Annotated in this window: 20 protein-coding genes; 6 read left to right on the top strand and 14 right to left on the bottom strand. The window is 55.0% G+C overall.

Going from position 1 to position 26,433, the window contains the following annotated elements; translation table 11 throughout:
* Positions 1–8: 8 nt before the first annotated feature.
* Positions 9–956 (top strand): fatty acid biosynthesis protein FabY, encoded by a 948-nt coding sequence (gene fabY / locus JEM67_RS27145; protein WP_013815043.1) that lies wholly within the window; start codon positions 9–11, stop codon positions 954–956.
* 38 nt (positions 957–994) lie between these two features.
* On the opposite strand, the gene JEM67_RS27140 is transcribed toward fabY, so the two are convergent.
* Positions 995–2,656: an AsmA family protein gene (locus JEM67_RS27140; RefSeq protein WP_199637533.1), complete on the bottom strand. Its 1,662-nt coding sequence runs from the start codon at positions 2,654–2,656 to the stop codon at positions 995–997.
* Positions 2,657–2,787: 131 nt separating this feature from the next.
* Positions 2,788–4,188, bottom strand: a complete 1,401-nt coding sequence (locus tag JEM67_RS27135; RefSeq protein ID WP_199637535.1) for a nucleobase:cation symporter-2 family protein — start codon at positions 4,186–4,188, stop codon at positions 2,788–2,790.
* A gap of 241 nt (positions 4,189–4,429) precedes the next feature.
* Here JEM67_RS27135 and gltS point away from each other — a divergent pair, with 241 nt between their 5' ends.
* Positions 4,430–5,641, top strand: a complete 1,212-nt coding sequence (gene gltS, locus JEM67_RS27130; RefSeq protein WP_004953394.1) for a sodium/glutamate symporter — start codon at positions 4,430–4,432, stop codon at positions 5,639–5,641.
* A 57-nt stretch (positions 5,642–5,698) separates the two neighbouring features.
* On the opposite strand, the gene recG is transcribed toward gltS, so the two are convergent.
* The 5 genes from recG to gmk are packed head-to-tail and all read right to left on the bottom strand — an operon-like array spanning position 5,699 to position 11,561.
* On the bottom strand, positions 5,699–7,780 hold the full coding sequence (gene recG / locus JEM67_RS27125; RefSeq protein WP_199637635.1) for an ATP-dependent DNA helicase RecG: 2,082 nt from the start codon (positions 7,778–7,780) through the stop codon (positions 5,699–5,701).
* Complete coding sequence (gene trmH, locus JEM67_RS27120) at positions 7,777–8,472, bottom strand: tRNA (guanosine(18)-2'-O)-methyltransferase TrmH (protein WP_013815038.1); 696 nt, start codon at positions 8,470–8,472, stop codon at positions 7,777–7,779. The genes recG and trmH overlap by 4 nt, the downstream gene beginning before the upstream one ends.
* A gap of 5 nt (positions 8,473–8,477) precedes the next feature.
* On the bottom strand, positions 8,478–10,589 hold the full coding sequence (gene spoT, locus JEM67_RS27115) for a bifunctional GTP diphosphokinase/guanosine-3',5'-bis pyrophosphate 3'-pyrophosphohydrolase (RefSeq protein ID WP_006320163.1): 2,112 nt from the start codon (positions 10,587–10,589) through the stop codon (positions 8,478–8,480).
* Between the two features lie 18 nt (positions 10,590–10,607).
* A complete protein-coding gene (gene rpoZ, locus JEM67_RS27110; RefSeq protein WP_004953385.1) occupies positions 10,608–10,883 on the bottom strand; it encodes a DNA-directed RNA polymerase subunit omega in 276 nt (91 codons plus the stop codon).
* 54 nt (positions 10,884–10,937) lie between these two features.
* Positions 10,938–11,561 (bottom strand): guanylate kinase, encoded by a 624-nt coding sequence (gene gmk / locus JEM67_RS27105; protein WP_199637537.1) that lies wholly within the window; start codon positions 11,559–11,561, stop codon positions 10,938–10,940.
* Between the two features lie 284 nt (positions 11,562–11,845).
* On the opposite strand from gmk, the gene ligB reads away from it, so the two are divergent.
* Positions 11,846–13,549, top strand: coding sequence for an NAD-dependent DNA ligase LigB (gene ligB, locus JEM67_RS27100; protein ID WP_233527797.1), 1,704 nt, complete (start codon positions 11,846–11,848; stop codon positions 13,547–13,549).
* Between the two features lie 7 nt (positions 13,550–13,556).
* On the opposite strand, the gene JEM67_RS27095 is transcribed toward ligB, so the two are convergent.
* The gene (locus JEM67_RS27095) at positions 13,557–15,110 is read right to left on the bottom strand and encodes an MFS transporter (RefSeq protein ID WP_199637539.1); all 1,554 of its coding nucleotides are present in this window, start codon (positions 15,108–15,110) and stop codon (positions 13,557–13,559) included.
* Positions 15,111–15,226: 116 nt separating this feature from the next.
* On the opposite strand from JEM67_RS27095, the gene JEM67_RS27090 reads away from it, so the two are divergent.
* Complete coding sequence (locus JEM67_RS27090; protein ID WP_199637541.1) at positions 15,227–16,120, top strand: LysR family transcriptional regulator; 894 nt, start codon at positions 15,227–15,229, stop codon at positions 16,118–16,120.
* 6 nt (positions 16,121–16,126) lie between these two features.
* Here the strand turns inward: JEM67_RS27090 and JEM67_RS27085 are convergent, their stop codons facing one another.
* On the bottom strand, positions 16,127–16,744 hold the full coding sequence (locus JEM67_RS27085) for a trimeric intracellular cation channel family protein (protein ID WP_006320142.1): 618 nt from the start codon (positions 16,742–16,744) through the stop codon (positions 16,127–16,129).
* A gap of 292 nt (positions 16,745–17,036) precedes the next feature.
* Here JEM67_RS27085 and JEM67_RS27080 point away from each other — a divergent pair, with 292 nt between their 5' ends.
* Positions 17,037–17,471 carry a DUF3574 domain-containing protein gene (locus JEM67_RS27080; RefSeq protein WP_199637542.1) on the top strand — a complete coding sequence of 145 codons (435 nt, stop codon included), beginning with the start codon at positions 17,037–17,039 and terminating at the stop codon, positions 17,469–17,471.
* Between the two features lie 30 nt (positions 17,472–17,501).
* On the opposite strand, the gene JEM67_RS27075 is transcribed toward JEM67_RS27080, so the two are convergent.
* A complete protein-coding gene (locus JEM67_RS27075) occupies positions 17,502–18,686 on the bottom strand; it encodes a NupC/NupG family nucleoside CNT transporter (RefSeq protein ID WP_006328931.1) in 1,185 nt (394 codons plus the stop codon).
* A gap of 332 nt (positions 18,687–19,018) precedes the next feature.
* Between JEM67_RS27075 and JEM67_RS27070 the strand changes: the two genes are divergently transcribed.
* Positions 19,019–19,408: a hypothetical protein gene (locus tag JEM67_RS27070; protein ID WP_199637544.1), complete on the top strand. Its 390-nt coding sequence runs from the start codon at positions 19,019–19,021 to the stop codon at positions 19,406–19,408.
* Between the two features lie 154 nt (positions 19,409–19,562).
* Here the strand turns inward: JEM67_RS27070 and JEM67_RS27065 are convergent, their stop codons facing one another.
* The 4 genes from JEM67_RS27065 to JEM67_RS27050 all read right to left on the bottom strand — a co-directional run bounded on the left by JEM67_RS27065 (position 19,563) and on the right by JEM67_RS27050 (position 26,433).
* Complete coding sequence (locus JEM67_RS27065) at positions 19,563–21,989, bottom strand: DUF4062 domain-containing protein (RefSeq protein WP_199637546.1); 2,427 nt, start codon at positions 21,987–21,989, stop codon at positions 19,563–19,565.
* A gap of 353 nt (positions 21,990–22,342) precedes the next feature.
* A complete protein-coding gene (locus JEM67_RS27060) occupies positions 22,343–22,579 on the bottom strand; it encodes an ogr/Delta-like zinc finger family protein (protein ID WP_199637548.1) in 237 nt (78 codons plus the stop codon).
* A 2-nt stretch (positions 22,580–22,581) separates the two neighbouring features.
* Complete coding sequence (locus JEM67_RS27055) at positions 22,582–23,331, bottom strand: hypothetical protein (RefSeq protein WP_199637550.1); 750 nt, start codon at positions 23,329–23,331, stop codon at positions 22,582–22,584.
* Between the two features lie 420 nt (positions 23,332–23,751).
* Complete coding sequence (locus tag JEM67_RS27050; protein ID WP_199637552.1) at positions 23,752–26,433, bottom strand: TOPRIM and DUF927 domain-containing protein; 2,682 nt, start codon at positions 26,431–26,433, stop codon at positions 23,752–23,754.

The raw sequence follows: 26,433 nt of genomic DNA, 5'->3' as shown, positions 1-26,433 counted from the left end.
AGGCGTCTATGTATCACCTACGAGTACCCGTAACAGAACAAGAGCTGAAGGATTATTACCAGTTTCGTTGGGAAATGCTGCGTAAGCCATTGCACCAACCGGTGGGTTCGGAAAAGGATGCCTACGACGCCATGGCGCACCATCAGATGGTGGTGGATGAGGGCGGTAAAATTGTCGCTATCGGGCGGCTGTATATCAATGCCGACAACGAGGCGGCGATCCGCTTTATGGCGGTAGACCCTACGGTACAGGACAAAGGGCTCGGCACGCTGGTGGCGATGACGCTGGAATCCGTGGCACGTCAGGAAGGGGTAAAGCGGGTGGTGTGTAGCGCCCGTGAGGATGCGGTGGAGTTCTTTGCCAAGCTGGGGTTCGTCAATCAGGGCGAGATCACCGCGCCGCAAACCACCCCGATCCGCCATTTCCTGATGATTAAGCCGGTGGCCACGCTGGACGATATTCTGCATCGCCCCGATTGGTGCGGCCAGCTGCAGCAGGCCTGGTACGATCATATCCCACTCAGCGAGAAAATGGGGGTGCGCATCAGCCAGTATACCGGCCAGCGTTTCGTCACCACCATGCCGGAGATTGGCAACCAGAACCCGCACCATACGCTGTTTGCCGGCAGCCTGTTCTCTCTGGCCACGCTGACCGCCTGGGGGCTTATCTGGCTGCTGCTGCGTGAGCGCCATCTGGGCGGCACCATTATTCTGGCAGATGCGCATATCCGCTACAGCAAACCTATCACCGGCAGACCGCGTGCGGTGGCGGATCTCAGCTCGCTGAGCGGCGATCTGGCACGTCTGGCGCGGGGCCGCCGGGCACGGGTGCAGGCGGAGGTGCATCTGTTCGGTGACGACGATAAAGGCGCGATATTTGAAGGCACTTATATGGTGCTGCCGGCCGAGTCGGACGCGCCCCTGGACCAGGGCGGTTCTGAGGCGATAGAAAGCTGAGTTATCGGCCCTCTTCCCTGGGAAGAGGGCGTGAAAGACTAGGGTAACTGTTGGTCGACCGTACGGCCATCGCCGGCGGTGGCCTGCAGTTCGCCCTTAAGTGAAGATTTAAACGGGCCATCGCTGTTCAGCAACCCTTTCAACTGCAACTGCAGATTTCCGTCACCTTCCAGCGGAACCGGCTGCCACCCCCATTGCTGCAAAGTATTCACCGGCACCGAGCGGCCGTTCAACGACAGCGTAAACGGCTTGCCCGGCAGTTGTTCGACCGTGGCTTTGGCTTCCAGTAATCCCTTTGGCATAAAGGCGCTTAGCTCAGTGACGTTGATCTGCCCGTCGTTAGCGTTTAGCGCCAGCGATGGGCGTCTAACGTCAATCTTGTTGAAGGTGGCTTCGCTGCCGTTCAGGTTCAGCGTGCCGGACCAAATGCCCCACTGGTGGTCACGCGCCAACAGCAGGTTGCCGCCGTAGCCGTCCAGCGCGGTGATCTGGAACGGGAAATTCGGATTAATATCGATGATCAGGTTGCGATTGGTGGTCAGCTTGTTGACGTAAACCTCCGCCAGCCAGTGCGGCAGCGGTTTCAGCCACAGTGCGCGCCAATCTGACGGTAAAGTGTATTCCAGTGCGGCGACGGCTACTTCGTCCAGTTGCAGGCGATTGTTGGTGCGCAGCCAGTTGCCGGAGGTGCGCAACAATCCGCCTTCCCAGCGGCTGGTGAACTGCTGAATGGCGATACCGGCCGGTGAAAGCCGCATATTCATGATCGGGTCGATCAGGTGGAAACCCCCGTTGATCAGATCGCTGGCGTTGAAGTTCAGCGAACCGTCCTCGCTGCGCCAGTCGCCCTGCTGGAAGGTGATGTTCTGCAGCGACAGATCGAGATCGTTGAACGCCCACTCCTTGCCTTCCAGCCGCGCGTCGATCAGATCAAAGCGTTTGAGAGTGACCGGCGGCAGGGCGGTAAAGCGTTGCCAGAATTCGGCCAGCGTCAGCGGGGTTTGCATGCGTACGCCACTCAGCCGCAGGCGTTCCACCAGCCAGCTGCCGTCGGTGGCGCGGCTGGCTACCCCGGTCAGGTCACCTTGCGCCAAATCGGCGCCGAAGTTGTTGAGCTTCAGCTGGTTCTGTTTAAGTTCACCCTGTACCAGCACCTGCGAAGCCGGGATACCGTTCAGCGTCATCGAGCCGGCGCTGAACTGGAACTGATTGTTTTCTCCCAGCAGATGGCCGGCTTTGGGTTGCCAGGGCGTAATGCCGGCATTGACCTGTTGCGCATTGAGCTGCCAGGTTTCGTCGCTGGACTGCAGCGCCATATTGCTCAACTGCAACACATCGGCCTGCACCGGCAGTATCGCGGCTTGCGGCTGAACGGTAAGCGTACCGTCGCGCAGCGTTACGCTGTGAAAATAACGCGGTTCAGTGATTTGGCGCAGGCTCAGGCCGAGATCTACCCGTTTGGCGACCAACGCCTGCGGCTGGTTATTTTTGGCCAGTTGGACGTCTTCCAGGCTGATTTGGCCCGGCTGATTCCATGAGTGCGAGATTTTTGCCACCGACAGGCGATATTCGCTGTTGTCGCTGATCCAACGGCTAAGCCAGCCCGCCGCCCAGCCGGTTTGCCCCACGACGTACAACAGCACAATGGCAAGCACTACCAGCAGCAGCAACGTCAGCAACAGTTTTCCGATAAATTTCATCGTCTACATCCGCGTCGGTCAAAAAAGATACCCTGTTTATGCCGCAATTGGCCGGGCATCTCAAGTGCAATGGTCTGATAGGCAATAAAAAACGGCCGCAAGCGGCCGTTTGTGGCAGGCAGCGCGGTGGATTATGGCTTCTCGTGTTCGTGCGGAAACACCAGGTTGAGCACGATGGCGGTGATGCCGCCGGCGGCAATGCCTGAGGAGAGCAGGGTTTTCAGCCAGTCGGGCGCGAACTGCAGGATCAGCGGTTGCTGAGAAACGCCCATGCCGACGGCCAGCGACAGCGCCATGATCATGATTGCGCGGCGGTTCAGCCTTTCGCGTGACACGATACGCACGCCGGAGGCGGCGATGGTACCGAACATTACCAGGGTAGCACCGCCAAGCACCGGCTCAGGAATATGTTGCACAAAATTGGCCACTGCCGGGAACAAGCCCAGCGCGATCAGCATCAGCGCCACCACAAAACCGACGTAACGGCTGGCAACCCCGGTCAGTTGGATCACGCCGTTGTTCTGACCAAAACAGGAGTTGGGGAAGGTGTTGAACACCGCCGACAGCATCGAGTTCAGGCCGTTGGCCAGCACGCCGCCCTTCAGGCGCTTCATATACAGCGGGCCGCTGACCGGCTGTTCCGACACGTCTGAGGTGGCGGTGATGTCGCCGATGGTTTCCAGCGAGGTAACCATAAAGATCAGCATCAGTGGCAGCAGCAGGCTCCAGTCAAAGCCCAGGCCATAATACAGCGGGATCGGCAGGGTGACTGCCGCCGTTTGCGGAGCCGGTTGGCTTGCCGGCAGCATGTCCATCGCCCAGGCCAGCAGGTAGCCGACCGCCATGGCGATCACCAGCGAGGCGACGCGCAGGTACGGGTTGCGCTGACGGTTAAGCAGAATAATCACCGCCAATACCGCGCCGGCCAGCAGCAGATTTTTCGGAGCGCCGAAGCTGCCTCCGCTCATCGCGGCATAGCCGCCGCCGATGGAGGTCAGCCCAACCTGAATCAGCGACAACCCGATAATCATCACCACAATGCCGGAGACCAGCGGGGTGATGATGCGTCGCGCCAGGTGCAGCACGCGGGAGAGCAAGATCTCGGTGCAGGAAGCGACCATCAGCGTGCCGAATAGCGCGGCCATCATGGTGGGGACGTCGGCACCGCCGTTCTTCAGCGCCAGCCCGCCCATAATCAGTGGCGAAACAAAGTTGAAACTGGTGCCCTGAATCGACAGCAGGCCGGAACCGACGGGTCCCCAGGTTTTAATTTGCAGAATGGAGGCCAGACCGGAGGCAAACAGCGACATGCTGATAATGTGCTGAGTATCCTGTGCCGGCAGACCGAGCGCCTGACAGATCAACAGAGCCGGGGTAATTACCGCCACGAACATCGCCAGCAGATGCTGACCGGCGGCAAACAGCGTTTGCGGCAGCGGCGGGCGGTCTTCCAGGCGATAAATCAGTTCGCTGGTGTGGGGCGTTACGGCGGCTTTTTGCACGGTATCAAGCTCGGTGGATGGCATGGTCATGATGTGACATTTCCAGAAACGGCAAAGCAGGCATTTTAATGATCCACCCCGCAAAAGCAAACGGTTGCGCCCTAATATTACGTCGGGGTTATCAATGCTTATGTCGTATTTTTGTTCATTTTTTCTTGTCTTCTCAGCATTTTTTACTTCTAATCCCACCCTCATCAAGTTTTAAAAACTGAGTGGTTTTCTATAACTTATTATTTCTTATTGGATCTTTTCCGTTACAGGGAGTACCCGGATGTTTCATCTTGATACTTATGGCACGTTAGTCGCGGCAACGCTGGTTTTGCTCCTTGGGGGCAAATGCGTCACAAGCATTCCGCTGTTGCGAAAATACACTATTCCCGCACCTGTCGCCGGTGGGTTGCTGGTGGCGCTCTTGTTGTTAGCCCTGAAAAAGTTCGCTAACTGGGAAATCAGCTTCGATATGTCGCTGAAAGACCCGTTGATGCTGGCCTTCTTCGCCACTATCGGCCTGAATGCCAACCTGGCGCGGTTGCGCGCGGGTGGCAGAGCGCTAATGGTGTTCCTGTTTGTGGTGCTGGGCCTGCTGCTGGTGCAGAACGCCATTGGCATCGGCATGGCGAAAATATTGGGTCTGGATCCGCTGATGGGCCTGATCGCCGGTTCAATTACGCTATCTGGCGGTCATGGTACCGGCGCAGCCTGGAGCAAACTGTTTATCGAGCGCTATGGGTTTGAAAATGCTACGGAAGTGGCGATGGCCTGCGCAACTTTCGGCCTGGTGCTGGGCGGCCTGATCGGCGGCCCGGTGGCGCGTTACCTGGTGAAACACTCCTCTACACCGGAGGGCACACCGGAAGATAGCGTGCAACCTAGCGGTTTTGAAAAGCCGGAAAGCGGTCGACTGATCACGTCCTTGGTGATGATCGAAACTATCGCAATGATCGCCATCTGCTTGAGCCTGGGGCAGTTTATTGCCGGCCTGTTGAATGGCACGGTGTTTGAATTGCCAAACTTTGTTTGCGTGCTGTTTGTCGGCGTGATCCTCAGCAATACGCTGGCGTTCAGCGGTTTTTACACCGTGTTCGAACGGGCGGTGTCGGTACTGGGGAACGTCAGCCTGTCGCTGTTCCTGGCCATGGCGCTAATGAGCCTGCGCCTGTGGGAGCTGGCGTCGCTGGCGCTGCCGATGCTGGCCATTCTGGCTGTGCAGACACTGGTGATGGCGCTCTACGCGATTTTCGTCACTTACCGGGTGATGGGCAAAAACTACGATGCGGCGGTACTGGCTGCGGGCCACTGTGGTTTTGGCATGGGCGCTACGCCAACGGCGATCGCCAATATGCAGGCGATTACCGATCGCTTCGGTCCATCGCATCTGGCGTTTCTGGTGGTGCCGATGGTGGGGGCGTTCTTTATCGATATCGCCAACGCGATCGTGATTAAGCTGTATCTGCTGTTGCCGGTGTTCCCGGCTGTGGGCTGAATAACGTTCGAGAGGTAAAGCAAGGGCGCCATTGGCGCCCTTGTCTATGGAAGAGGGTCAGGCGTTGGAATAGCGCGCTTTCTCCGGTAGCCAGCGTTCAATCAGGGCGCGGGCATGTTCCGGGTACTGCTGATGAATATGACGGGCGACGCGTTGCACTTCCGGTATCATCGCCTGGTCGCGCAGCAAATCGGCCACCTTGAACTCCGCACTGCCGGTCTGGCGCGTCCCAAGCAGCTCGCCTGGGCCACGAATTTCCAGATCGCGCTGGGCAATCACAAAGCCATCGTTACTGTCGCGCAGAACCTGCAGACGTTTCTGCGCAGTTTTACTCAGCGGGGTTTTGTACAACAGCACGCAATGCGATGCCACTGCGCCACGGCCAACGCGGCCGCGTAGCTGATGCAGTTGCGCCAACCCAAGCCGCTCCGGGTTTTCGATGATCATCAGACTGGCGTTCGGTACGTCGACGCCTACTTCGATCACTGTGGTTGCCACCAACAGTTGTAACTCACCCTGTTTAAAGGCCTGCATTACCGCCTGCTTTTCCTGCGCCTTCATGCGGCCGTGAACCAGCGCGACTTTCAGTTCAGGCAGTGCAGTCTTCAATTCTTCCCAGGTGGCTTCCGCCGCCTGCGCTTCCAGCAATTCCGATTCCTCGATCAGCGTACAGACCCAGTACGCCTGCCGGCCTTCTTCCATACAGGCGCTTTTTACCCGCTGGATAATATCGGCACGCCGGGTGTCTGGAATGGCTACGGTGGTGACCGGCGTCCTGCCTGGCGGCAGTTCGTCTATCACCGAGGTATCGAGATCGGCATAGGCGGTCATTGCCAGCGTGCGTGGGATTGGCGTGGCGGTCATGATCAACTGGTGGGCATGGAAGCCTTGCTCCTCGCCTTTTTCCCACAGAGCCAGCCGCTGGTGCACACCAAACCGGTGCTGTTCGTCGATGATCACCAGCGCCAGGCCGGAAAACTGTACCTGTTCCTGGAAGATGGCGTGCGTACCGACCACCATCGACACTTTTCCGCTGGCGATCGCTTCCTGCTGAGCAATGCGTGCCTTGCCTTTTTGCTTACCGGCCAGCCAGCCCACTTCAAGCCCCAGCGGTTCAAACCACTGGCGGAAGTTATTGGCGTGTTGTTCGGCCAGCAGTTCGGTGGGCGCCATCAATGCCACCTGTTTGCCGTGGGCGATGGCGCGTAGCGCCGCCAGTGCGGCCACCAGCGTTTTGCCTGAGCCGACATCACCTTGCACCAGCCGCATCATCGGGAAGCTTTTTTGCATATCGGCTTCGATATCGGCCACTACGCGATCTTGCGCGCCGGTCGGCGAGAACGGCAATTCGGCGAGAAATTGTTTTTTCAGACGGTCATCCGGCATCAGCGGCAGCGCCTGATAACTCTGCGCACCGGCGCGCACCGCCAGCATGCTGAGGTTATGCGCCAGCAGCTCTTCCAGGATCAGGCGTTTTTGCGCCGGATGCTTGCCCTGCTCCAAATCTTCCAACTGAATATCCGGCGGCGGGCGGTGCAGGGTGTGCAGCGCCTGCGGCAGGCTCATCAGCCCGCCACTGAGTTCCGGTGGCAGCAGTTCGGCGATGGCGCAGGTGTCCAGCAGCTCCAGCGCCTGATCGGTCAGCTTGCGCAGCGTGGCCTGCCTGATGCCTTCTGTGGTCGGATAAACCGGCGTCAGTGAGTCCTGCAGTTCAACCTCGCTGCTTTCCCCCTGAATGCGGTATTCCGGGTGGATGATTTCTGCGCCGTGGTTGCCGCGTTTGATCTCACCGTAAGCGGTTACGCGGCGGCCTGCGGCCAGGCTGTTTTTCATCGCTGCATTGAAGTTAAAGAAACGCATGGTGAGCAGGCCGGTGCCGTCGCTGATCTGGCAGGTCAGCATACGCCGACGGCCAAAACTGATATCGCTGCGCAGCACTTCGCCTTCCACAGTGGCAAAAATGCCCGGCAGCAGGTCGTTGATCGGATAAAGACGGGTGCGGTCTTCATAACGCAGCGGGAGGTGCAGCAGCAGGTCCTGAATGGTTTCCAGGCCAATTTTGGCCAGCTTGCCCGCTTGGCTGGCTCCAACCCCGGAAAGCGTGGTGAGAGCGACGGCGTCCAGCAGGCGGCCTTTCATCGGCGTACCGTTGCCTGCATGGTCGCCCACCATTCGGCGTCGGCGACCACCTGGCCCTGTTGGTCAATCTGCGGACGCGGCAGCCCTTTGCGCTTGGCGACGTTGGCCAGCACCGGGTAGCCGCCCTCGAACAGCAGGCGTTGTTGTTCTTCTTCGTCCAGCGCACTGTGGGTGCGCAGGTACATACCGGCGTTGTGGCGCTGGCGCTGCGCTTCGTACAGGATCAAGGCTGAGGCGACCGACACGTTGAGGGATTGCACCATGCCGATCATCGGAATGATGATGTCCTGGTCGGCCAGGGCCAGCGCTTCTTCGGTGATACCGGTTTTTTCCTGGCCCAGCAGCACGCAAGTTGGGCGGGTGTAATCCACCTCGCGGAAATCAACCGCGCGGGCGGAAAGGTGGGTCGCCAGAATCTGCATGCCTTGATCTTTCAGGTGGGTCACCGCGTCAGAGATGGTGCGGTGGGTTTTTACATTGACCCAGCTGTTGCTGCCGGCAGCGGAGGAAACCAGGGTACGCATGCGTGAGGTCGGCCACACGGCATGCACCTGATGCACGCCGACGGCGTCGGCGGTACGGATAATGGCGGAGACGTTATGCGGTTTGTGTACCTGTTCCAGGCAGACCGTCAGATCCGGCTGCCGGGTTGCCAGCATTTCACAAATCCGCGCATAGCGTTCAGGGCTCATAGGCGCTAATTTCGGTTACGGTTAACTTTAATCACATCCGGCATGATACGGATTTTACGCATAATATTTGCCAGATGGATGCGATCGCGGGTGGTCAGGCGGATAAAGGCGCTATAAACCCGGCCGTCTTTCTCTTCAGTGTTCAGGCTCTGAATATTGGACTCGGCCGCGTTGATGGCCGCCGTCAGGTTGGCCAGCGCGCCCTGATGGTTAAACATGTCCACTTTGATCTCGGCGATGAATTCCTGCTCGATGTCCTTATCCCACTCTACCGCCATGAATTTCTCAGGCTCTTTCTGGTAGCCGCGGATGTTTCGGCAGGATTCATGGTGGATCACCAGTCCTTTGCCCGGGCTGACGTGGGCAATGATCGGGTCGCCCGGAATAGGTCGGCAGCACTTGGCGAAGGTGATCAGCACGCCGTCTGCGCCCTTGATCGCCAGGTTACGAACCCCGGAGGAGGTGCCCAGATTGGATTGGTCACCCTGCAGGTTTTTCGCCACCACCACGCTCATGGCGTTGCCGAGGCCGATTTCAGCCAGCAGATCGTCCAGGGTCGCCAGTTTCATGCGATCCAGCTCGTGCTGGATATTTTCCGGTGGAATTTCTGCCAGTTTGCGGCTGCCGCCCAACGCATGGTTCAGCAAGCGGCGGCCGAGGCCGACTGAGTCATCACGCTTGAGGTTTTTCAGCATCTGGCGGATTTTGGCGCGCGCTTTCGAGCTGACGACAAAGTTCAGCCAGGCGGCGTTTGGTCGGGCACCCGGTGCGGTGATGATTTCCACCGTCTGGCCGCTGCTCAGCGACTGCGACAACGGATAGGGCTGGCGATCGACGCGGGCGCCAACGCAGGCATGACCGATATCGGTATGCACCGCGTAGGCGAAATCGACCGGCGTTGCGCCCGCAGGTAGTTCAACGATGCGGCCTTCCGGGGTGAAAACGTAAATCTCATCCGGGAACAGATCGGATTTCACGCTCTCGATAAATTCAAATGAACTGCCGGCGCTTTGCTGCAACTCCAGCAAGCTTTGCATCCAGCGCTGGGCGCGGATTTGTGCAGTGGTGCCGGTTTCGCCCTGTTCTTTTTCTTTATAAGCCCAGTGCGCGGCCACCCCCATTTCTGCCATCTGATCCATATCTTCGGTACGGATCTGTACCTCAACCGGCACGCCGTGAGGGCCGATCAGGGATGTGTGCAGCGATTGGTAGCCGTTGGCCTTGGGAATGGCGATATAGTCTTTGACCCTGCCCGGGCGCGGCTTATACAGGCTGTGGGCCTGGCCCAGCACGCGGTAACAGGTATCGACTTCCTTCACGATCACCCGGAACGCGTAGATGTCCATAATCGAATGGAACCGCTGTTCTTTCAGGTGCATCTTGAGGTAGATGGAATACAGATGCTTTTCTCGCCCGCTGACGCGGCAAGGAATGCCGGCTTCGTTCAATCGGCCTTCGATCTCGGAGAGAATCTTTTGGATCATCTCCTTACGGTTACCGCGGGCGGCTTTCACCACTTCTTTGATTACACGGTAGCGGTTCGGGTACAACGCCTCAAAACCCAGCTCTTCCAGCTCGGTCTTCAGGTGGTGAATACCCAGGCGATGGGCCAAGGGGCTGTAGATTTCCAGGGTTTCACGCGCGATACGCCGACGTTTGTCAGGGCGCAGCGAACCCAGGGTACGCATATTGTGCGTGCGGTCGGCCAGCTTGATCAGTACGACGCGGATATCCTGCACCATCGCCATGATCATTTTGCGGAAGTTTTCCGCCTGGGCTTCTTTTTTATCTTGGAACTTCAGCTTGTCGAGCTTGGATACGCCTTCAACCAGTTCAGCGACGCTCTTGCCGAACAGCTGTTCCATATCCTGGTAGGTGGCCGGGGTGTCTTCGATGACGTCATGCAGCAGCGCAGCCATCAGCGTCTCATGATCGAGACGCATTTCCGCCAGAATGCAGGCCACGGCGACCGGGTGAGTAATGTAGGGCTCACCGCTGGAGCGTGTCTGTCCCTCGTGAGCATCACGTGCAACGAGGTATGCCTGTTTGAGGCGCTTAATCTGCTCCTCAGGCAGGTAACGTTGAATCAGCAGATTCAGGCTTTCAAACAGGTACAAGGCAGACTCGCAGTCTAATTAACGACGACCTTCAGCAATTGCGGTAACCGCTTGAATTTCTGCGGCTTCCTGCTCTTGCTGCTCCTGACGATCACGAACATCGAGGATCTGGCTGGTGATCAGGCCTTCTTCGATTTCGCGCAGAGCGATAACGGTGTACTTGTCGTTTTCTTCCGGAACAAGTGCATCTTTACCGCCAGTCTGGATTTGACGTGCCCGACGAGCAGCGACCAACACCAGGTCAAAACGGTTACCAATTTTCTCTACAGCGTCTTGAACAGTTACGCGTGCCATATTTGTGCTACTCCACAGGTGACGAAAAGACTGGGCATAATACTGAAACTGTCTTCAGTCTGCCAATAGTTTGCTGATTAAAGCGTCATGCCGCAGTAATTGCCGGCCTAAACGCAGGCGCTCGGCGCGAATAATGGTTTTCAGATCGGACAGGGCCAGATCGAAATCATCGTTCACGATTAAATAATCATACTCCGCGTAGTGTGTCATCTCCGCCACGGCTTGCGCCATGCGTTTGGCGATCACCTCTTCAGAGTCTTGCCCGCGGCCACGCAGGCGGCGGCCAAGTTCATCCTTCGACGGCGGCAAAATAAAGATGCTGCGCGCCTGTGGCATTTTAGCGCGGATCTGCTGCGCACCTTGCCAATCGATATCCAGGAAGACGTCTACGCCGGTCGACAGCACCTGCTCAATGGCGGCGCGTGAGGTCCCGTAATAGTTGCCGAACACTTCGGCATGCTCAAGAAACGCATCCTGCTCAATCATCCGGCGGAATTCATCTTTTGAGACGAAGAAATAATGTTCGCCGTGATGTTCACCCGGGCGGCTGTCGCGCGTGGTGTGCGAAACCGAAACCTGCGTGTCGTACAGCGGTTGCGTCTTTAACAAAGCCTGAATCAGACTTGATTTCCCTGCGCCACTGGGGGCAGAGACAATAAAAAGCGTGCCTTGAGCCATGATGATGTTCGTTGATAGCGGTTGATGTGCCAATAACAGCGGATGTGTATTTTCTCCGCACAGTATACACGGCTAACGCGCCGGGTGCAGCGTTAGCTCGCATTTTGCCCGCTGCTTTGTGCTGAAAAAACCGCTAAACGGCGGATTTGCGCAGCGGATCGGTAAATTTCCGCGATTTCATGTAACGCAGCCTCCCTTTCTCGAGCCGCTAGGCAGTTCGGAAAACTGCCTGTTGCCGAGGCGCCGCTACCCGGTTTTACTGCCGGTTATCAGGGAGGTGCACCATGCGAACATGTGGAATACGGGTCGGGATGACGCTGTTGGGCGGGGTAATGTTCTGCGGTGCGCTGCGGGCGGAAAGTTGTCCGGCGTGGCGGCCGGAGAGGCTGCAACTGGAGATAACCACGTTAAAAAACCAGCTTGAACGCTGGGATGTGGCTTATTACCAACAGGGCGACAGTTTAATTGAGGATGAGGTCTATGACAGCCTGCGGCAAAAGCTGCAGTTGTGGCACCGTTGCGCCGGGCTGGAAAGGGGCGAGGAGGCCAGTCCGCTTTTACCGGCGGGCAAGACGCCTCACCCGGTGGCGCACACCGGGTTGCATAAATTGGCGGGGCCTACAGCCGTCGCCCAGTGGCTGCGTGGCCGCAGCGATGTCTGGGTTCAGCCTAAGGTGGACGGCGTCGCTATTACTTTGGTGTATCGCGATGGAGAACTGGCGGCGGCCGTTAGCCGGGGAAACGGGCTACAGGGGGAGAACTGGCTGGAAAAAGTGCGGACTATTCCGGCGATACCGGCGGTGGTGAAGGGCGCTCCGCCGACGCTGATCCTGCAAGGCGAACTCTTTTTGATGGTGAACGATCATCAGCAAAAGATTCATGGCGGTATCAATGCCCGATCCACGGTAGCCGGTGCGCTGATGAAAAACCAGCTTTCGCCGGTCTTGCAACAGATAGGTCTGTTTGTCTGGGCATGGCCGGATGGCCCACAAGAAATGACTCAGCGTTTGCAGCAGCTTGCCGCACTGGGATTCCCTCTTGCATTGGCTTATTCACAGCCCGTGAGTTCACTGGACGATGTGCGGCAATGGCGTGAGCGTTGGTATCGCGAAGCATTGCCCTTCGTCACGGATGGCGTGGTGATTCACCAGGCGCAGTCACCCCAGGGGCGCTACTGGCAGGCAAAGCCCGGCGATTGGGCGGTTGCCTGGAAGTATCCGCCGGTGCAGCAGGTCGCCAGGGTCAATGATGTCGAGTTCAGTGTAGGCCGTACCGGAAAGATTGCCGTGGTACTGAAGCTTGATCCTCTCAGGATGGATGATAAATGGGTCTCGCGCGTTAACCTGGGATCGCTGGCCCGCTGGCGGCAGTGGGCGGTTGTACCCGGTGACCAGGTGGCTATTAGCCTGATGGGGCACGGGATCCCGCGTCTGGATAAAGTGGTCTGGCGGGCCACAGAAAGAAGAGAGCCCAGTGCGCCGGCTGCAGATCGCTACCATGCTTTGAGTTGCTTTACCTGGCTACCGGAGTGTCGCCAGCAGTTTCTGGCGCGGCTGGTGTGGTTGGGCGGCCCGCAGGGACTCGGCCTGCACGGCATCAGTGAATCTACCTGGCAGGTGCTGATTGATCAGGGACTGGTGCGGCACTTGCTGGATTGGCTGGCGTTGACGCCGGAGCAACTGATGTCAGCGCCCGGCATCGGTGATAAACGCGGACGAAGTATCCACCGGCAATTTCAGCAGGCGCGACAACAGCCGTTTGCTCGCTGGCTGATAGCCTTGGGCGTGCCGCTGAGCCTGCAACAAACGCCGGCGCTGAAAAGCTGGCATCAGATACAGCAACTCCCCGTAGGGGAGTGGCGAAAAATGACCGGGATAGGCGCGAAAAAGGCCGAGCAAATCACCGGTTTTCTGCAGTATCCGCCATTTCTGACGCTGGTCAGCACGCTGGAGGCACAGGAAATAACAGGTTTTATCGGAACCCAATGATGTGCTGTTACTCCGTAGATCTCTCGGCAAGTGAGTTTGCGTCTGCCGTTTGTGGATGCGTGATTGGCGAGGGCGAGGCATGACGCAGGAAAATAAAAACGATGCCTGCTGAAATCGCCGTCATTAACGCCAGAATATACAGCAGGTTATGAAACGCGGCTTCGTAGCTTTGTTTCAAGGCCACCGTATCGACCTTCAGCAGTGCCGCCGCTTGTGGCAGGTCGCCCATTGCCAGCCGGTGGGCGCCGGCGGCAGCATTGGCCAGCGGAGAGCCCGGCAGATGCTGCTCAACCAGGGTGGCCAGCAGCGCGCCCACCACGGCGAGTGCGATACCTTCACCTGCTACGCGGACGGTGCTAAAAATGCCGGTAGCCATACCTGCACGATCCTTCGGCACCACGCTGACGGCCAGGCCGTCCATTAAACCCCAGGGCAGGCTGATGCCGCAGCCAATGGTCAACAGTGGCAGGATCAATAGCACGAAGGGTTTCCCCGGCGCATATTGCGCGAGCCATAACAGGCCGAAGGCGCAGATCAGCAGGCCCAGACTGGAAATGACACCGGCGGAAAACCGGTGCGCCAACATGCCTGCCAGCATAGGCAATATCAGCATTGGCGCTGAGAGTGCGAACATAATGATACCCGCCTCCAGGGTGCCGTAACCTTCGATGCCAATAAAGCGCAGCGGGAGTAAAACCAGCAGCACCACGTAGGAATAGGCCGGTGCGGCAGCCAGAAACTGTACGCCGACAAAGCGCGGATAGCGGAATAAAGACAGATCAAGCATCGGCCTGCGCACGCGATTCTCGATCACGACAAAGGCAATCATGAAAAGCAGCGCGCCGCTGAACAGGGCGATGACTTCACGGCTGCCCCAACCGCTGTCGGGGGCTTGCAGTACGGCATAAGTCAATAATGTCAGAGCCAGCGTAAAGGTGGCCGCGCCGGGCCAGTCGAGTTTGGCCGCAGCAGGATCGCGTGATTCATGCATATAGCGTATACCGGCGAACAGGGCGATGGCACTGAACAAAGACACGCTGATAAAAATCGCACGCCAGTCAAAATGCTGTACCAAAAAACCGGCCAGCAGCGGGCCAAATGCCAGACCTATGCCAAAGGTGGTTCCCAACAGGCTGAAGGCTTTGGCGCGTTCTGCGCCATCGAATACCTGAGCCAGGCCGGCGGTTCCTCCGGCAAACGCCGCTGCGGCGGCAACACCCTGAAGCGCACGTATCAAATCAAAGGCGATGATGTCCTGTACCGTCAGCATCAGCATTGAGCTTAAGGTAAGCACCGCCAGGCCGCTGATGAACACACGTTTGCGGCCAAAGCGATCGGCGAGCGCGCCGGTAATCATCAGGCTGCAGCCAAAGGTCAGCATAAAGGCGTTGGTGACCCAACTGAGGGCGACTACGCTGCCGCCCAGGCTGGCGGCGATAGCGGGCAAAGAGACTGCCGGGCCGGTAAAGTTAATCGGCATGATCAACCCCGCCAGGCAGACGGAGAACAGGATAATCCAGCGCTGCGGATCGGGATCTGGAAGACGGTGAAGATGATTCATGATGAGCTCCAGCGACAGTATTGTCGGTTGGGATGGATGATAAAGTGGATTTAATTGGCTAGAAATGGGGCTATATTCCACTCTTTAAGGACAATAACGCTCTAATTGGAGATCCTATGGACAGCCTCAGTGGCTTATTGGCTTTTGTGCGCGCTGCCGAGCTACGCAGTTTTGTCGCCGCAGGTGAACGGTTGGGCGTGTCCGCCTCTGCCGTCGGGAAAAGCGTGGCCAGGCTTGAGGAATCGTTGGGCGTCAGGCTGTTTAACCGCAGCACCCGACGTATCAATCTCACCGACGAGGGGGCGTTGTTTTTTGAACGCTGCCAACGCATCGTCAGCGAAATTGAAAATGCCGAAGCCGAAATGGCGAGGATCTCCGATGCGCCGCGCGGCAAGCTGCGCGTGAGCATGCCGGCTATCGGTTATCGAATGTTGGTACCTCTGCTTGCCGATTTCAGCACGCTTTATCCCGAGGTTGAGCTGGACGTGGACTTCAATGACCGGATGGTGGATCTGATCGCCGAGGGAATTGACGTGGCGGTTCGCAGCGGCGAGTTGGCGGATTCCCGGCTGATGGCCCGGCGACTGGGGCCGTTCCGGTTGATACTGGCGAGTTCGCCTGAGTATTTACAGCGTCGGGGCGTGCCGCAGAGACCTGAAGATTTGCTCGACCATGCCTGCCTGCGCTACCGCTACCCAGGGGGCCAGCAACTGCAGGAGTGGAGGTTGTTTTCTGATGGAGAGCCGGTTTCCCAACGAATCCCGGTAACGCTGAGCTGCAACAGCATTGAAGCGCTGATCCACGCCACCCAGGAAGGATTGGGTATCGCTTACCTGCCGGATTTTACGCTGTGGTCGGCCATTAACGCCGGGCAACTGGTGGCGGTTTTGGATCAACATACGCAGGAGCAGGGATTTTTCTCGGCTCTGTGGCCGTCAAGCCGGCATATGCTGCCCAAGGTGAGGGTCTTTGTAGACTACCTGGAGCAGCATATGTTGCCTCTGAGGTGAGCCGTATTAATGGTCTGGATGCTGGTAGTTAAATACCGGCAGCCCCAGGCGAAAGCGCAGGGCGATCAAACGTGCGCTCAGACCGGCGACCAACGTGATGATGACGACCAGATTGTGCGGCAGGCTGAAGTGTTGCAGGCCGATGTACAGCCAGGCGGCGGCGAAGGAAATACCGGCATAGATTTCCTTCTGGAAAACCAGAGGGATGCGGTTGCAGAGCATATCGCGCAGCACGCCACCGAACACGCCGGTGATCACAGCCGCAATGGCGGCGATGATAGGGCCGTGGCCCATATCCAAAGCGACCTGAGCTCCGATGATTGAAAATACAATCAGGCCAACGGCGTCCAGCACCAGGAACAGGCGGCGCAGGTGGCGCATCAGCGGCGCCACCCAGGTAGTGACGATCGCGGCAATGGCGACAATCACGATATATTCAGGATGCTTGACCCACCCCAACGGGAAATGCCCGAGCAGCATATCGCGCACTGAACCGCCGCCAATCGCTGTGGCCGAAGCGATAATAATCACGCCAAACATATCCATCTGGCGGCGGCCGGCAGCCAGTGCGCCGGTCATGGCTTCGGCGGTGATGCCGATGATATAAAGAATGCTCAGTAACATAAGGTATTCACAGGGTGGGCGGGAGTGAGTGTAAGGCCGAAAGGGTAATCGCCGACGAGGCATATCGCTACTGAGTTTTTCTAACCAATGCCAACTCGGATTACTTTAATTAATCTGGAGGTGGTTTATCTGACTTGTTATTGGCCTTTTTTAACCTTTCAATGGCCATACAGGTATTAGATATTTCGTGTTAGTTTCTAGTGCTGACTATCTATCTTTACGCTGCGCATCGGCGATGTCTTTCAGGCTGATGAGGGGTGTGCTCACCGAGGAATAGGAATATGAATATAAAATGAAAAATACTCCCATGCTGGCGGCGGCCTTGGTTACCGCCCTGTTGCTGAGCGGCTGTGTTGCAACGGCTCAGAATGCTACGCAGCAAAAGCCGAAGGTTTGCGGCACCGGCGATCCGATGGTCCAAACCACGCTTTATTTTGGTCTGAACCGCCCAACCGGGCCGGTGATTACCGCAGCAGAATGGCAGGGTTTTGTCGATCGGCAGGTGACGCCGCGCTTTAAAGACGGTCTGTCGGTGTTTGATGCCAAAGGGCAGTGGCTGGGCAATGATGGCAAGCTGGCTCGCGAGAACAGCAAAGCGTTGATGCTGATACATGCGCCGGGCAAGGACAGTGAAACCAACATCGAGGCGCTGCGCAGCAGCTATAAGCAGCAGTTTGCGCAGGATTCGGTGATGCGCGTTGATGCGCCGGTGTGCGTCGCGTTCTGAGGTGATCCCGGCCGGGGCCGGGATATTGACTTACAGCACCAACCCTGCGATGGCTGCCGAGAGCAGGCTGACCAGTGTTGAACCATAGACCAGCTTCAGGCCAAAGCGGGATACCACGTTGCCTTGTCGTTCATTCAGCCCTTTGATCGCCCCGGCGACGATGCCGATAGAAGCAAAGTTGGCAAAGGAGACCAGGAACACGGACAGAATACCCAGGCCGCGCGGCGACAGTTCCGCCGCAATTTTCTTCAGCTCGATCATCGCCACGAATTCATTGGCCACCAACTTGGTCGCCATGATGCTGCCGGCCCGCAACGCATCCTGCGCCGGGATGCCGATCAACCAGGCCAGCGGATAAAACACGTAGCCCAGAATTTGCTGGAAGCTGATGCCGAAAACGGCGGAGAACAGAGCATTCACCGCAGAGATCAGCGCAATAAAGCCAATCAGCATCGCGGCGATAATCATCGCAATCTTGAAGCCCGCCAGAATGTATTCACCCAGCATTTCAAAGAAACTCTGATCTTCATGCAGCTTATTCAGTTTCAGCTCAGGTTCATCGTCCAGTTGATAAGGGTTGATGATCGACAGAATGATAAAGGTGCTGAACATATTGAGGATCAGTGCGGCGACCACGTATTGCGCATCGATCATCGACATGTAGGCGCCAACGATGGACATGGAGACCGTCGACATAGCGGTTGCGGCCATGGTGTACATACGACGCGGCGAAATATCGCCGATAATGCCCTTATAGGCGATAAAGTTTTCCGACTGACCGAGCACCAGCGTGCTGACGGCGTTGAAAGACTCCAGCTTGCCCATGCCGTTAACCTTTGACAGCAGGGTGCCGACCAGGCGGATAATCAGCGGCAGAATACGAAAGTGCTGCAAAATACCGATTAGCGCGGAAATAAAGATAATTGGGCACAAAACGCCCAGGAAAATGAATGCCAACCCGTCCTTGCTCATGCCACCGAAAACAAAGTCGGAGCCTTGCGCTGCGTAGGTCAGCAGCGTTTCAAAGAAGCCAGCGACGTGCCTGATTACGCTGAGGCCACTTTCTGAATGCAGAAAGAAATAGGCGAGTGCGCCTTCAATGACCAAGAGCTGAATAATATAGCGCAGGCGGATTTTCTTGCGATCGTTGCTGACCAGCAACGCCAGGGCGATGATCACCACCAGGGCGAAAATAAATTGCAGAATTTGCGGCATAAAGGGTCCGTACGGCTTGCGGGCATGAAAAAAACACATTTAGCCACAGCTTAGCCCGCCTTTCATTACCTTACGTGATAATTAGAACAAAATACTTCGGGCGACTGGTATGGGTTATGGATTGTCATTCTCTGGGTGATCGCCGCAGTTTTTCGTAAAAACCTCGCTTTTACGGCGGAGATCGCCGATGGAGCGGGGGCCAACTGGAATCTGTCCCGCATAATCTGAACGTTATCCCGCTTTAATATTGATTTTTTCCTCGCTGAGAGAGAAAAAGAGTTCACTACTTCGCCGCACAAGACGGCCTACTTTCTCAGGATGAGGATGCGGATATGAAGACACAGGCAATGTTGCGGGCGCTGGCAAATGGCATTAACCCCGAGACGGGGGAGTTGCTGGGTACGGCGTCAATGACCGGTTCGCCGGAGGCGATTCGGCTGCTGTTTGCATTGGCCGAGGAGTTTCAGGCTGAGCCGGAGCGCCAGAAGAAAGTAAAGCTCTCACCGGAAGAGCGGCAGCAGAAGAACATTGCCGAGGGGCGGTCGGCGAAATCGCACTTCCCATGGGCAGAGGAAGAAAAACAGCGGCTGCAGGAGAGCTATGCAGAGGGCGGAACGCTTGAGGCATTGAGCAGTAAATTTGAACGCACCACTTGGACCATCGCCGTTCAACTGCAAAAAATGGGGCTGATTACCGAACAGCAGGCGGCCAGGTATATATAGGGGTAGTTCATAAAAAAACCCGCATAGCGCGGGTTTTGGTTAGTGAAGAAAATATCACTCGATGTTCTGGATCTATTGTTTTTTATTGTGTTACTTCATTGTTTTATATGGTTTTTTTGTTATTTCCTGTGGTTTTGGTACGTAATTTGGTACGTCATTCATCTAAGAACTCTTGGATCACGTTTCTGGCCGATTTTTGGACGATATCCTTTTTCAAGGAGATGCCTAAATCTAACCAGTGAACAACATTATAAAAATAAGTATCTTGAGATAAATAATCTTTCAATATCTTTTCTATATTCTTTTTAGGAAGGCATTCAATAATTTTAAGTGAAAGTTTCTCTCTAAGACTTGCGTCTTCACTATTTAATAATGATTTTATTTCATTATTGGATATTCTTGAGAATTCCTTGCTGTTAAAATGAACAATTAACCTAGCTTTCAAATTGCTATTCATTGGTAATGCTATTAACTCTGCTTCTCTGCCCCTACCTATTTTTATCATGGCTGATACAGCGACATTCATCATTTTAAAATCTGAAGTGGCAAATCCTAAGATTGTATTGCTTTTTTGTGAGTTGAATTTTGCACTGTATAATAGAGGAATATCTTGCCACTCTCCAAATTTAGAAATGTAATTCACAATGGAATTTGTCATAAAGGTATTCTTCCTGGAGAGAAACTCTCGAAGGATAAATATATCTGACTTATCCATACACTGAAAAATCCAATCTGCACAATCAGCTGTGATATTGTTCCTTACACCTTCTTCTATCTTTCTTAAGATGTTCAGGGTTTTTTCATTATTGAGTGTCTTTACATTATTGAAGTCATCAACTATTTTTTTATAGTGTGATTCACACCCATCTTTTACTATTTCTCTGATTTCGTTTATGTATTTTTTCTTTTCTTTTGTTGCGAGGGCAATCAATGCATCAGCCTCTAGCAAAGATGACGTTTTTGTTTTATTTATAATTTCTTCTTTGCTTTCAAAATGTAATGTCTTCTTTATGAATTCATCATATTTATCTGAATTTTCTTTCCCATCCTTATCTTTAAATTTTAATATTGATTTTGCTTTTTCTTTATTGTCTCTATAGTTAGCGCTTGATGAAAAATGGACTAAAGCGTTAAGTCTAATATCATAATCTTCGTGATCCATTAAATCCAAGAGCAATGGTTCATCACATGTTTTTCTCTCTATTAATAGATCGAGGCAAATTTCCCTAATAGATTTGTTTTTATTAGATAAGCCTGACTTTAAATCTGTATCATGGATGAAGTGCCCATTTTTCTTTATGTATTTCAGTAGTCTGTTGCTAATTGATATGGGTTGATACTCCATTATTGCGGCAAAACCTTTAGCTACGCTATCTCTCATTCGTATACTTATGATAGCATCTACAGCTGCATTGTTAGTGCTCACGTCCTTTCTTTCATACTCTTTTAATATCAGATCTATATCTGATTCTATTCCTTGTTCTGAGAGATATTTCAATGCAGATGATTTAATTGCACTGGTAGTGTCATCCTCAAACCATTCTTCAAGAAAGAATCCTCTATTGACGGTTATTTGATGCGATATCAATCTTAAGGAATCTATAACCTTTCTTCTTCTCTGTCCTTTGGCTATAAGTGAGAATATCTCGATATTTGGATTGCTGCTCGCTGCAACCCATTTCCATAGCGGTGCTGTATGGGAGTCAAACATTTCGAAACCAGACATGATTAAGCCAAGTCTCTCACTGTGCCCCAATCGGTATTTTTCGCTATTTAAATAAATTAAGTTTGAATCGTGAGTCCCTAACGTGTCATCATCATTATTGCTTTTTTTTAATATATTAGAGAGAAGTTTTAAATAAGCTATATCAGTTGGTGCTGTATTTTCCCAACCTTCTTTTTTCAAATTTTTGATGAATTTTTCTATAAAGTAAAAACTCTGCTCTGTGAATGGTGATTTGCCTTCTATCTTGCTTTCTTCTTCCTTGTTTTCAATTATTTCTATGGATGATTGACTTTTATTCTCTTCCGCTTTTGATTTGGCGTCATTTTGTGCAAGCTCATTAATATATGTTACTAGTCTTTTTCTTAGCTTTTTCTCAAAATCCTTTTCGTTTAAAAATATTTCGAATAATATTTTTTTCCCTTGTATCAGGTCATCTTTGAATTTTAATACCTTCTTAAGATCATCACCGGGGTCTCTAAGGAACTCTTCTTCAATGTCTTTGAAAAACATACTGACTTGAGGCTTTCCTTCCTTACTATACCTGTCAACGGAGAGCGTAAATTCCTCCTCAAACCCAGAAGTAAATGTTCCGTTTACATCAGGAGGCGTTCCCCATCGCTTCCATATCATCCCAATAAAAAGCTCACAACGGGCTAAATCTCTATTTATTATTTCTTGAGGCCTGCCCATTGAGCCAACAGTTTCCTCCCATCCTACCATTTCAACCTGATACCCATAGGTATCAGCATGTAGAGAGTTTATTTCGTCTACAACTTCCCTAGCTATTTTTCGTTCGGGATTCATATCCCCGGGAGAAGCTATAAAGACTTTGACAACCTTGCGAATACTTTGCATTTCCATCTTCCTTAGATAGAGGAATTAGATATGGATAAAGATTCCATACTTAACTGCAAAATTCCAACATAATCTAGCTATGTGTCTTGAACTTCTTTTAGGCCCTTGCGCGCAATGCTATCCCCGCCTCGCCTGCCCGCTTCATGTGCCGCTTTTCATGCAGTTGCATAACCGGCCATAAACCGCGCCAGCTCTGGGGCGGCAGGGGGGCTGTAAGGGCATTATAGGCATGCAAATTCATGCACCCTATGCATGCATGCTCAAAATGAGAGGCCCGCCAGAGAAAAAGCCGCAGAAAAAACACAGAAGGGAATAAAAAAAGCGCCCCTTAAGAAAGGGGCGGATGCTATTAATCAATGTAAACAATTATTATTCCCGTAATGGTTCAACGTTCGGTATTCCGGCGGCGGTGCCGAAATAGTTTCCGGGGGTAAGGGTTGCCGGATCACATGCTCAATACTTTCCCGTGTTTTAAAGGTGCTGGAGCAGTCAATATTTTGGCACTGGTAATAGGCCTCTTTGGTCTGTTCCGTCAGATAACGGCTGGTGCGTGTATGCGCACCGCTGCGGCAGAAAGGGCAGCGCATCATGATTATTCCTCCTCTGCCACTTTGGCTTTTTTGCGTTCGGCGATTTCCACGCTGAGTTTTGTGAGTGCCGCCGGACTGTTAATCAGCCGTTGGTCGATGCCACTGAAATCCGGACCATACAACCCAATCGCCTCAAGAATCGGGTCGCCCTCTGCACTCAGTTGATAGCTACCGGCGCGTTCCATCAGTGCCTGCATAATTTCCTGCATCACAACACCACGCGGATCTCGGGCGCACAGATTATTGTTCTGGAACTGTTCTTCGTCGTGGCCGAGACGCGACTGGGCATGGACTCGCAAGGCAACCGCGCGGATCAGGGACGAGGCTTTATCCAGTGCGATTTCCAGCGACATTTCAGAGTGAGTCCGCAAAATCGCGCGGTGTTTCTGGTCATAACGGCGGGCGGCGGCGCAGACCGAAAGCATCGCCTCTTCCTGCTCATCTTCCAGTTCGGTCAGCAGCCCGTCGTATTCATTCACCAGCTCGCGTTTGATGATGCGCTGGGTATGCAGGTCTTGCATCTCCGGCGTCAGTTCGCCTTTTGCTTTACGGAACCGCTTTCGCCAGCCCTTGTCATCCATAACGGCCTGCTCTTCCGCTGCACGTTTTTTATCATGTGTGGTCGCAATGACCTGACGGATATCATTCAGCTCGGTTTTCTTTTTATAAAAACCGTTACATGCGTCATCAAAGCCGGATTGTTGCTGCAAAAAACGGACAGACAGGGCGGCAAGCGGGGTCTTGGTGGTCATCGAAAAACTCCAGTTCGTTATGTTGTGTGGACAGTGTCCGATAACCGGCACAACCGCTCAATCGAACACAGTTGTCACTCCGGCTACACAACTTGGCCTTTTTCAATGTGTTAGGTGATGTTTTTCCGGAAGGGATGGCCCGCCAGAGAAAGGGCGTTTCGGTGAGTCGGCCTCTGCCTATATCGATTCGACGGGGTAACAGGGGTTACACAGGTTACAGTCATGATTTGAAAAGGAAAAGTGTGTTACCCCAGTGGTAATTGATGGGGTAACACCGGGTAACAGGGTGAAAAAACGCCGATGTTGTTACCCCTGTTACCCCAATCAAAATAAAAGGGGTAACAGATTTTCTCCAGTGATTACAACGGTGTAACCCCTGTTACCTCTGTTACCCTTTAAAAATAAGACTCGCGCAAAGACTTAGCCTAAGACGTCACTGGTAAACACATACAGCTTCTTAACGCCCATCTCTGGCGGGCGGGTGGCCGTTTGCATTTTGCCGTCTTTGGCCGGAACCAGAAAACCGGCCTCCGCGCACAGCCTTGCCACTTTCCGCGCATCAAAACCCTTGCAGATTTCCTTCCAGCCGGAAGGCATCACATAGAACGTTGTCATCGCCTCCACCTGCCGGGCATGGTTGCCTTTCTCCACTTTGCGCCAGCCGACCATATTGCCGGGGCGGTTCATCTCGTTATGCCAGTCGGCAAAGCGGCTGAACTGCCCGGCCGTAAAGAAGCTGCGCACCTGCTCCAGTGCGGCGAGATCTTCCTGATTGGCGCTGTGGCCCCGGTCGGCCAGCCATGCCCGCATGCAGGTCTGGGTTGCCCGCAGCGCTTCCCCCTCCGGCCAGCCGGTGATACCGAGCTGGGTTGCCAACTCACCGGCCATAGCAACCAACGCAAACCGATTGATGGCCCGCCCGACCTGATTACCGGCATCCTCCGGCATCAGCAGGTGGGTGTATTCCTTCATCATTGCCTTGGCTCTGGCCGCCATGCCGTTCAGGTCAGCGGTGAGGGCTTTCAGCCAGGCACGGAACGGCGTGCCGTAGACCGTCGCTGTGGTGAGTTCAAAATGCTCCGCCAGCGCTTTGCCGCTGTCGAACCCGTGCAGGGTTTCAAACACGCCGTACTTGCCGGAGTCACTCGGTATCTGGAGCATCCGCACCTCCATCCCGGCAAATGTGCGTTCGCCGGCACGGGCGGCATGTTCGGTTAACGACAGTTCCCCGGTCGAGAAGAACAACAACCGCCACTGCTTGCGGGCACGTAACTCGCCGTCGGTGCCAGCCCGCCCTTTGCCTTGTCCGTTTGCCAGCATATAGGCGATGTTTCCGGCCTCACGACCGTCCACTTCCCGGATTTCATCAAGCATCATGGCTGCATCGTTACGGCGGCTGGCGGTGCCTTCCAGCGCATTACCGGTGGAGCGCCACGTGTGCCAGTAATCCGGGCCACCGCATACTGAGGTAGCCGCCTTCATGGTGGTGGTCTTGCCGTCGGTGGATTCGCCCTTAAGGTGATAACCGCCGCCATCCATCCCTACCAAACGCAGCAGCGGCGCGGCAAATGCCAGACTGACCGCAAAGGCCACGCGGGAGTTGCCGACACAGTAGCGGCCAATCTGTTCCTGCCACTCCTCCAGCGTCCCAGCCACGCGAAAATCTTTGCCTTGTACGCTGGCGGTTTGCAGTATCACCGCCTCCGCCTCTTCGCCGATCACCTCATCCTGCAATACATAGACATCGCCGTGCCAGCCGGTCTTGTTCACGCAGGTGACTTTGCGCTCCGGCTTGCACAGGGAGATGTACTCCATCAGCCGGGCACGGGCCTCGCCGGTGGTGCTGATGTACGACAGGCCGTTGACCAGCAAGATTCGGCGCAGCTCTTCACCGCTGCCGCTCAACATCTCCATTGGCATCGCCCATTTACGCGACTGGCCGTAGGTGTCTTCCCATTCCAGCAGGCGTCCGAAGTTGCCGCCGTCGGCATCGCAGGTGATGGCCGTCACCCGCAACGGGTTGCTGATTTTAATATTGCGGATTTCGGTATCGCCGTCCGACTTTTGCACCTGTTTGTCGAACCATAGATATTCCTGCGTCAGCCGGAACCCCTGTGGCAACTTCACCGCCGACTTACCCAATTGTACCAGTTCCTCGTTGAATGCCTCTTTAGCGCGTGCCGGGCCGTTCTCCTGCATAAAGTCATTCCAGTCCGCCTTATGCCGGGTCGGCGGCAAGGTGACGCAGCCGTTGACAGCCTTGGCGGCTTTCTCCGCCCAGACTTTGCCGGTGTTCTCTTTACCGTCGTAGAAATCGTTATCTCCGGCGATGACAATACGGGCCAGCGGCCAGTGGGCATGTACTGCCTGTGCCACGTTCGGCAGGTTGCTGGCCGAGATGGCAGCCACCACCCAGCCAACGGCGAGCTGAGCGGCTGTCAGCGCCGTGGCGTAGCCTTCGGTGATTATCACCTGCGTCGGAGGGACTTCTGCGCCCGGCAGCTCACTGAGGGCGATAAATGCCCCTTTTTGTGCCGTCCCCGGCAGCAGACGCTTGTCGCCCAGCGGGGAAATCAACTGCGCGCCTGTCACTGTGCCGTGAATATCCGTCAATTCCAGCACCAGTGAGCCGGGCAGGAAGTCCACACCGCCGCTTTTGCGGGTTGTGGTGGTCAACGGATGCGGCAGAGCCGGGAAGCCTTTGCCGTTCAGATACTCACTCTGCCCGACAGCGCAGGAAGCCAGCCATTGCGCCACCGTATCTGCCATTGCCGGTGCGGGGTTGGCGGCTTCTTTTCTGGCGGGCTTGGGTGGCTGTTGCTGTACCTGACTCAGTTGCAGCACGTCGGCCACTTCATTGACGGCCTGCCCGACGCTGATACCGTTAACCAGCGCCACCAAGTCCAGCCCGTCACCGTGCGAGCAATGCGTACAAATCCAGCGGCCATCGCCGTTCTTATCGTCCATGCGAAACGGCTTGGTGCCGCCGCACTTCGGGCAGGCGCCGTGCTGGCCGTGAGGCGGAACCGTCACGCCCAGCAGGGGGAATAGAGCTTCCCAGCGGCCGCGGGCCGCCTGTTTGGTCTGTTCTAATTTAGTCAT

Origin of the sequence: Serratia sp. PAMC26656, from assembly GCF_016469055.2 — a bacterium.
Taxonomy (GTDB): Bacteria; Pseudomonadota; Gammaproteobacteria; order Enterobacterales; family Enterobacteriaceae; genus Serratia; species Serratia plymuthica.
Note: the sequence above shows the minus strand (reverse complement) of the source record. Positions and strands in the feature narration are given on the sequence as shown.

Excerpts from the sequence above, each read along its gene's own strand:
- fabY (WP_013815043.1), top strand. The coding sequence starts at position 9 with ATGTATCACCTACGAGTACCCGTAACAGAACAAGAGCTGAAGGATTAT.
- JEM67_RS27140 (WP_199637533.1), bottom strand. The coding sequence starts at position 2,656 with ATGAAATTTATCGGAAAACTGTTGCTGACGTTGCTGCTGCTGGTAGTG.
- JEM67_RS27135 (WP_199637535.1), bottom strand. The coding sequence starts at position 4,188 with ATGACCATGCCATCCACCGAGCTTGATACCGTGCAAAAAGCCGCCGTA.
- gltS (WP_004953394.1), top strand. The coding sequence starts at position 4,430 with ATGTTTCATCTTGATACTTATGGCACGTTAGTCGCGGCAACGCTGGTT.
- recG (WP_199637635.1), bottom strand. The coding sequence starts at position 7,780 with ATGAAAGGCCGCCTGCTGGACGCCGTCGCTCTCACCACGCTTTCCGGG.
- trmH (WP_013815038.1), bottom strand. The coding sequence starts at position 8,472 with ATGAGCCCTGAACGCTATGCGCGGATTTGTGAAATGCTGGCAACCCGG.
- rpoZ (WP_004953385.1), bottom strand. The coding sequence starts at position 10,883 with ATGGCACGCGTAACTGTTCAAGACGCTGTAGAGAAAATTGGTAACCGT.
- gmk (WP_199637537.1), bottom strand. The coding sequence starts at position 11,561 with ATGGCTCAAGGCACGCTTTTTATTGTCTCTGCCCCCAGTGGCGCAGGG.
- ligB (WP_233527797.1), top strand. The coding sequence starts at position 11,846 with ATGCGAACATGTGGAATACGGGTCGGGATGACGCTGTTGGGCGGGGTA.
- JEM67_RS27095 (WP_199637539.1), bottom strand. The coding sequence starts at position 15,110 with ATGAATCATCTTCACCGTCTTCCAGATCCCGATCCGCAGCGCTGGATT.
- JEM67_RS27090 (WP_199637541.1), top strand. The coding sequence starts at position 15,227 with ATGGACAGCCTCAGTGGCTTATTGGCTTTTGTGCGCGCTGCCGAGCTA.
- JEM67_RS27085 (WP_006320142.1), bottom strand. The coding sequence starts at position 16,744 with ATGTTACTGAGCATTCTTTATATCATCGGCATCACCGCCGAAGCCATG.
- JEM67_RS27080 (WP_199637542.1), top strand. The coding sequence starts at position 17,037 with ATGAAAAATACTCCCATGCTGGCGGCGGCCTTGGTTACCGCCCTGTTG.
- JEM67_RS27075 (WP_006328931.1), bottom strand. The coding sequence starts at position 18,686 with ATGCCGCAAATTCTGCAATTTATTTTCGCCCTGGTGGTGATCATCGCC.
- JEM67_RS27070 (WP_199637544.1), top strand. The coding sequence starts at position 19,019 with ATGAAGACACAGGCAATGTTGCGGGCGCTGGCAAATGGCATTAACCCC.
- JEM67_RS27065 (WP_199637546.1), bottom strand. The coding sequence starts at position 21,989 with ATGCAAAGTATTCGCAAGGTTGTCAAAGTCTTTATAGCTTCTCCCGGG.
- JEM67_RS27060 (WP_199637548.1), bottom strand. The coding sequence starts at position 22,579 with ATGATGCGCTGCCCTTTCTGCCGCAGCGGTGCGCATACACGCACCAGC.
- JEM67_RS27055 (WP_199637550.1), bottom strand. The coding sequence starts at position 23,331 with ATGACCACCAAGACCCCGCTTGCCGCCCTGTCTGTCCGTTTTTTGCAG.
- JEM67_RS27050 (WP_199637552.1), bottom strand. The coding sequence starts at position 26,433 with ATGACTAAATTAGAACAGACCAAACAGGCGGCCCGCGGCCGCTGGGAA.